Origin of the sequence: Streptomyces sp. WAC06614 (assembly GCF_003949795.1) — a bacterium.
In the GTDB taxonomy this organism is placed as follows: domain Bacteria; phylum Actinomycetota; class Actinomycetes; order Streptomycetales; family Streptomycetaceae; genus Streptomyces.
Map to the genome: position 1 here is coordinate 1 of NZ_RPRY01000369.1, position 6,472 is coordinate 6,472.

The 6,472-nt window shown below is 71.6% G+C and carries 6 protein-coding genes and 1 pseudogene; 5 read left to right on the forward strand and 2 right to left on the reverse strand.

The annotated features are described in order from the left end of the window. A pseudogene (locus tag EF918_RS30855) lies at positions 1–285 on the forward strand (hypothetical protein); the annotation flags it as partial. Between the two features lie 145 nt (positions 286–430). Then, on the forward strand, positions 431–1,684 hold the full coding sequence (locus tag EF918_RS30860) for a serine/threonine-protein kinase (RefSeq protein WP_125652226.1): 1,254 nt from the start codon (positions 431–433) through the stop codon (positions 1,682–1,684). A 116-nt stretch (positions 1,685–1,800) separates the two neighbouring features. On the opposite strand, the gene EF918_RS30865 is transcribed toward EF918_RS30860, so the two are convergent. Continuing rightward, the gene (locus tag EF918_RS30865; protein WP_125652227.1) at positions 1,801–2,826 is read right to left on the reverse strand and encodes an isopenicillin N synthase family oxygenase; all 1,026 of its coding nucleotides are present in this window, start codon (positions 2,824–2,826) and stop codon (positions 1,801–1,803) included. Positions 2,827–3,166: 340 nt separating this feature from the next. Between EF918_RS30865 and prfB the strand changes: the two genes are divergently transcribed. Continuing rightward, the gene (prfB, locus tag EF918_RS30870) at positions 3,167–4,279 is read left to right on the forward strand and encodes a peptide chain release factor 2 (protein ID WP_125652228.1); all 1,113 of its coding nucleotides are present in this window, start codon (positions 3,167–3,169) and stop codon (positions 4,277–4,279) included. Between the two features lie 153 nt (positions 4,280–4,432). On the opposite strand, the gene EF918_RS30875 is transcribed toward prfB, so the two are convergent. Then, positions 4,433–4,624: a hypothetical protein gene (locus EF918_RS30875; protein WP_125652229.1), complete on the reverse strand. Its 192-nt coding sequence runs from the start codon at positions 4,622–4,624 to the stop codon at positions 4,433–4,435. A gap of 238 nt (positions 4,625–4,862) precedes the next feature. Between EF918_RS30875 and ftsE the strand changes: the two genes are divergently transcribed. Both ftsE and ftsX read left to right on the forward strand, forming a co-directional pair. Continuing rightward, entirely contained in the window at positions 4,863–5,552 is a 690-nt protein-coding gene (gene ftsE, locus EF918_RS30880) for a cell division ATP-binding protein FtsE (RefSeq protein ID WP_125652230.1), read from the forward strand. A 17-nt stretch (positions 5,553–5,569) separates the two neighbouring features. Next, positions 5,570–6,472: permease-like cell division protein FtsX (gene ftsX / locus EF918_RS30885; RefSeq protein WP_148141288.1), on the forward strand; the 903-nt coding region annotated here is incomplete at its 3' end.

A 6,472-nucleotide genomic window follows, 5' to 3' on the forward strand; every position in this document is an offset into this window, starting at 1 on the left:
GGCTGCTGCCGCGGGGCCGGCGGCGGGGCCTGGCGCTGCGGGCGCCGGCGCAGCGCGAACCCGATGCACATCCCGGGCCTGGGCTGCCTCAAGGGCTGCCTGTTCGTGATCGTGCTGTTCGTCATCGGCGGCTGGCTGATCTGGGAGCTCACCCCGCTCCAGGAGTGGATCGGCACCGGCAAGGGCTGGTTCGACCAGCTCTGGGCCTGGGGCTCCGGTGTCGTCGACTGGATCGGCGACCTCGGCAGCACCACCGGCACCGGCTCGGGCACCGGCGGCAACTAGCGCCGAGTTCGTTGATTTGTCGACATCCAGGACACGATTTCGCCCGCAGAAGTGAAGGTCACCGCGAATCGGGCCCCCTCGTGGCTCCCGAGCCGCCCCCGGCCGCGTAGTTTTGGCACGTACGCCAGCCGCTGAGGGAGCAGTCGTGGCACGGAAGATCGGCAGCCGGTACACCGCGCACCAGATCCTGGGGCGCGGCAGCGCCGGCACGGTGTGGCTCGGGGAGGGACCGGACGGCCCCGTGGCCGTCAAGCTGCTGCGCGAGGACCTCGCGTCGGACCAGGAGCTCGTCGGCCGGTTCGTCCAGGAGCGCAGCGCGCTGCTGGGCCTGGAGCACCCGCACATCGTGACGGTCCGCGACCTGGTCGTGGACGGCAACGACCTGGCCCTGGTCATGGACCTGGTCCGCGGCACCGACCTGCGCACGCGGCTGGACCGCGAGCGCCGGCTCGCCCCCGAGGCGGCCGTGGCCATCGTCGCCGACGTGGCCGACGCACTGGCCGCAGCGCACGCGGCCGGCGTGGTCCACCGGGACGTCAAGCCCGAGAACGTCCTGCTCGACATGCAGGGTCCGCTCGGCCCCGGCGGCGCCCACCCGGCGCTGCTCACCGACTTCGGCATCGCCAAGCTGATCGACTCGCCGCGCCGGGCCGGCCCCCGGGCCACCGCCCCCGCCACCCGCATCATCGGCACGCCGGACTACCTGGCCCCCGAGATCGTCGAGGGCCTGCCGCCGCGCGCCTCGGTCGACATATACGCGCTGGCCACGGTCCTGTACGAGCTGCTGGCCGGGTTCACCCCGTTCGGCGGCGGTCACCCCGGCGCGGTGCTGCGCCGGCACGTGACCGAGACCGTGGTCCCGCTGCCCGGCATCCCGGACGAGCTGTGGCAGCTGATCGTCCAGTGCCTGGCCAAGGCCCCCGCCTCCCGGCTGCGTGCCTCCGAGCTGACCGTACGGCTGCGCGAGCTGCTGCCGATGCTGGCCGGGATGCCGCCGCTGGACGTGGACGAGCCCGACGACGCGGACGAGGACCGGCCCGAGCCCGAGGAACTGCCCGCCGGACCGGCCCCGCGGCGCGGGGCCGTGTCCCTGGTCCCGGGCGGCCCGGGCCCCTCGCCCGAGTCCAACCGCGACACCCACACCTCCATGCGCGTGCCCGGCCCCGAGGAGCTGGCCGGCGGCGCCCTGGGCACCGCCCGGGTGCCGCGCCCGGCGGGCGGCCACCGGCCGGGCGCGGCCCGGCACCGTGCGGACGCCGTCCGCAGGCGGCGACTCCTGCTCACGGGGGCCGCGGCCCTGCTGGCGGCGGCGGTCGGCGTGGGCGGCTGGCTGGCCGCCTCCGACGACGACCCCCCGCGCACGCCGGGCACCCACCACTCGGTCCCGTCCCGACCGTGACCCCGTAGGACACCGGCGGTCCGCCAGGACGCACCGGGCCCGGGCCCCGTACGACGTCGTACGGGGCCCGGGCGTCGACGGGACCCGTCCGGCCCGGCCGCGTCGGCCGTCGGCCGTCAGGCGTCCACCAGCTCCGGGTGCCAGCGCTCCGCCACCGCCGGGTGGGCGCGGACGTAGCCCTTCAGCTCGTTGCGCCCGTACTCGGCGTGCAGCGGGTTGTTCGCGTCGTGCAGCACGCCCGGCGCGTGCGCCAGGTACGCCCCCGGCACCGTCTCGATCACCGCGTCCAGCCGCGGGTTGTAGAAGAACGGCACCGAGTACCGCTCCACCGCCCCCGGCGGGCTGACCACCCGGTGGTCCGTCGCCTTGAGGTAGCCCTCGGTGGCGATCTCCAGCAGCTCGCCCAGGTTGACCACGAACGCCCCCGGCATCGGCGGCACGTCCACGAAACCGCCGTCCCGTACCACCTGCAGCCCGCCCACCGAGTCCTGGAGCAGCAGGGTCAGGAACCCGTAGTCCTTGTGCGCGCCCACGCCCTGGTCGGCCCCCGTCGGCGCCGAGCCCGGGTAGCGCACCAGCTTGGTGTGCAGGTGCGGGCGGTCCGCGAAGGCCGCGTCGAAGAAGTCCGGCGGGGCCCCGATCGAGGCCAGCAGCTCCCGCAGCAGCTTGTGCGCCACCGCCGCCAGCCGCTCCTGCCAGCCCAGCACGACCTCCTTCAGCTCCGGCAGGGCCGCCGGCCACTGGTTGGGTCCCTCCAGCCACAGGTACGCCGGATCGCCCGGCCCCACCTGCGGCGCCGGCCGCTCCGCGCCCACGTCGAGCTGGTCGCGCCAGTCGGAGGCGCCACCGGTCAGCTCGTGACCGACCCGGGTGTACCCGCGGAAGTGCGGCGAGTTCAGATTGCTCAGGGCCAGCCGGTCGGCCTCGGGCAGGGCGAAGAACGCCCTGGTCACCTCAAGGATGCGGGCGGTCTCGGCGGCGCTGACGCCATGCCCGGTCAGGTGCAGGAACCCGGTGTCGCGGGCGGCCACGTGCAGCTCTTCGCGGAACGCGGCCCGCTGCTCGGGGTCGTCGGCCCGGGACAGGTCCAGGACGGGCAGCGGGGAGGTGGGCGGGACGGTGGAGAGGTGCGCGGACGTCATGACGGCTCCGTTTCGGAATGTCACGGGCCCCGTCCCCCGGGGATGGCGGGGGCGCGGACGACGGGAGGGACCCGCGGCCGGGGTGTGGCCGGAGTGCGCTGCGCCGCGTACGGGACCGGGATGAATCAGGCGGGTAGGGCTCTGGTTCGGTCCGGCGGAAGACAGCTCGTCGTCGTGACGCGCATGTGGTCCACATGCCGGCGCTTGACGAGGAGAACGTTCATACGGTGAGCGTACGCCCGACCGGGCGCGGCGCGGAGACCGCCCTCCCGGGGCCCGCGCGGCCCCCGGGAGATCCCTGGACTGCGGGAGCCGTCCGGGGACCGGCTACGCTGGACCCGTGGCAGTCGTCGATGTATCCGAAGAGCTGAAGTCCCTCTCCTCGACCATGGGGTCGATCGAGGCCGTCCTGGACCTCGACAAGCTGAGGGCAGACATTGCCGTGCTCGAGGAGCAGGCCGCCGCCCCGTCCCTGTGGGACGACCCGGAGGCCGCCCAGAAGATCACGAGCAAGCTTTCGCACCTCCAGGCGGAGGTCCGCAAGACCGAGGCGCTGCGCGGCCGCATCGACGACCTCGCGGTCATGTTCGAGCTGGCCGAGGAGATGGACGACGCGGACACCCGCGCCGAGGCCGAGGCCGAGCTGGTCGCCGTCCGCAAGGCGCTGGACGAGATGGAGGTCCGCACCCTCCTGTCCGGCGAGTACGACGAGCGCGAGGCCCTGGTCAACATCCGCGCCGAGGCCGGCGGCGTCGACGCCTCCGACTTCGCCGAGCGCCTGCAGCGCATGTACCTGCGCTGGGCCGAGCGGCACGGCTACTCCACCGAGATCTACGAGACCTCGTACGCGGAAGAGGCCGGCATCAAGTCCACCACCTTCGTGGTCAAGGCCCCGTACGCCTACGGCACCCTCTCCGTCGAGCAGGGCACCCACCGCCTCGTGCGCATCTCGCCGTTCGACAACCAGGGACGCCGCCAGACCTCGTTCGCGGGTGTCGAGGTGCTCCCCGTCGTCGAGCAGTCCGACCACGTCGAGATCGACGACTCCGACCTGCGGATCGACGTCTACCGCGCCTCCGGCCCCGGCGGCCAGGGCGTCAACACCACCGACTCGGCGGTGCGCATCACGCACATCCCGACGGGCATCGTGGTCTCCTGCCAGAACGAGCGCTCGCAGATCCAGAACAAGGCGAGCGCCCTGAACGTCCTCCAGGCCAAGCTCCTGGAGCGCCAGCGCCAGGAGGAGCGCGCCAAGATGGACGCCCTCAAGGGCGACGGCGGCAGCTCCTGGGGCAACCAGATGCGCTCCTACGTCCTGCACCCGTACCAGATGGTCAAGGACCTGCGCACCGAGTTCGAGGTCGGCAACCCGACGTCCGTCCTCGACGGCGACATCGACGGCTTCCTGGAGGCCGGCATCCGCTGGCGCAAGCAGCAGGAGACGACCGCGTAAGGCGGCGGGACACCGGTACCGCGGGGCAGCAGCTCCGGACGTACGGAGGACGAGAAGGGCCCGGACACCGGGGAGGTGTCCGGGCCCTTCCGCATGCGTGCGCCGTACGGCCTGTGGCCAAGACCTACGATCGGGACGTGAGCGGAGGCTGCGCTACGCCGCCTGGTGGGCCACCAGTGCCAGCGCGGCCAGCAGAACGACCATGAGCGCGACCAGCGCCATGGGATTCAGGCCGGCGAAGGGGCCCTCCTGCTGGAGGCGCTCCCGGTTCGCCCGGCACACAGGGCAGCGGCCCTGGCTGACGGGTGCGGCACAGTTCGCGCACACGAGCCGGTCATATGTCATGCGCTCTCCTCCTCTCGTCCCCTGGGAACAACGACGCGGGGAACCCGTGCGTTCCCCTTACCACTGTGCCAGCTCCCGCGGCATTCGGCGCGCCCCCTCCGGGCAGTCGTACGGACGGCTCGCTCGGGCCGGGGACATCCGGTGGGAACATATCGGGCAACTCCGGATGGTGGGTCCCCACCCCGCGCCCGTTCGCGTAGGGTCACGCACACCTACCCCCGGCGACCGTGGTGCTCCCGTGATCCGATTCGACAACGTCTCCAAGTCCTACCCGAAGCAGAACCGCCCCGCACTCAGGGATGTGTCCCTGGAGATCACCAAGGGCGAGTTCGTCTTCCTGGTCGGCTCCTCCGGCTCCGGCAAGTCCACCTTCCTGCGGCTGATCCTGCGCGAGGAACGCGCCAGCCACGGGCAGGTCCACGTGCTCGGCAAGGACCTGGCCAGACTCAGCAACTGGAAGGTCCCCCACATGCGGCGCCAGCTGGGGACGGTCTTCCAGGACTTCCGGCTGCTGCCCAACAAGACCGTCGCCGAGAACGTCGCCTTCGCCCAGGAGGTCATCGGCAGGCCCCGCGGCGAGATCCGCAAGGCCGTCCCGCAGGTGCTGGACCTGGTCGGCCTCGGGGGCAAGGAGGACCGGATGCCCGGCGAGCTGTCCGGCGGCGAGCAGCAGCGCGTCGCCATCGCCCGGGCCTTCGTCAACCGGCCCGCGCTGCTGATCGCGGACGAGCCCACCGGCAACCTGGACCCGCAGACCTCGGTCGGCATCATGAAGCTGCTCGACCGCATCAACCGGACCGGCACCACGGTGATCATGGCCACCCACGACCAGCAGATCGTCGACCAGATGCGCAAGCGCGTCATCGAACTCGAACAGGGCCGTCTCGTCCGCGACCAGTCGCGCGGCGTCTACGGCTACCAGCACTGAAAGGCCGAAGAGACGCCATGCGCGCCCAGTTCGTCATGTCCGAGATCGGCGTGGGCCTCCGCCGCAACCTCACGATGACCTTCGCCGTCGTCATCTCGGTCGCCCTGTCGCTGGCCCTGTTCGGCGGTTCCCTGCTGATGCGCGAGCAGGTGACCCGGATGAAGGGCTACTGGTACGACAAGGTCAACATCTCGATCTACCTGTGCAACAAGAACGACGCCCAGGAGGGCGGCGCCGGCCTCGGCGGCACGGCGTGCGCCAAGGGCGCCGTCACCGCCGAGCAGAAGCAGCAGATCGAGGCCGACCTGAAGAAGATGGACCTGGTCAGGACGGTCTACTACGAGTCCGCGGACGAGGCCTACAAGCACTACAAGGAGCAGTACGGCCACACCGCGCTGGCCAGCACCATCACCCCGGACCAGATGCAGGAGTCGTTCCGGATCAAGCTGAAGGAACCGGAGAAGTACAAGGTCATCACCACCGCCTTCGCCGGCCGGGACGGCGTCTACACCGTCGACGACCAGCGCAAGGAGATCGACGACCTCTTCCGGATCCTGCGGTACCTGAACTTCGCCGCCCTCGGCATCATGCTGATCATGTTGATCGTGGCGCTGCTGCTGATCGTCAACACGGTGCGCGTCTCGGCGTTCAGCCGTCGGCGGGAGACCGGCATCATGCGGCTGGTCGGCGCCTCCAGCTTCTACATCCAGGTGCCGTTCATCATGGAGGCGGCCGTCGCGGGGCTGATCGGCGCCGCCTTCGCGTGCGTGATGCTGGCCTGCGGGCAGTACTTCGTGATCGACCACGGCGTCGGCCTGCGCGACAAGATCCAGCTGATCAACTTCATGGGCTGGGGATCGGTCCTGACCAAGCTCCCCTACGTCCTCGCCATCGGCGTGCTGATGCCGTCGCTGGCGGCG

What these genes read in the sequence shown, in the direction of transcription:
- EF918_RS30865 (WP_125652227.1), bottom strand. Translation starts at nt 2,826, where the DNA reads ATGACGTCCGCGCACCTCTCCACCGTCCCGCCCACCTCCCCGCTGCCC.
- EF918_RS30875 (WP_125652229.1), bottom strand. Translation starts at nt 4,624, where the DNA reads ATGACATATGACCGGCTCGTGTGCGCGAACTGTGCCGCACCCGTCAGC.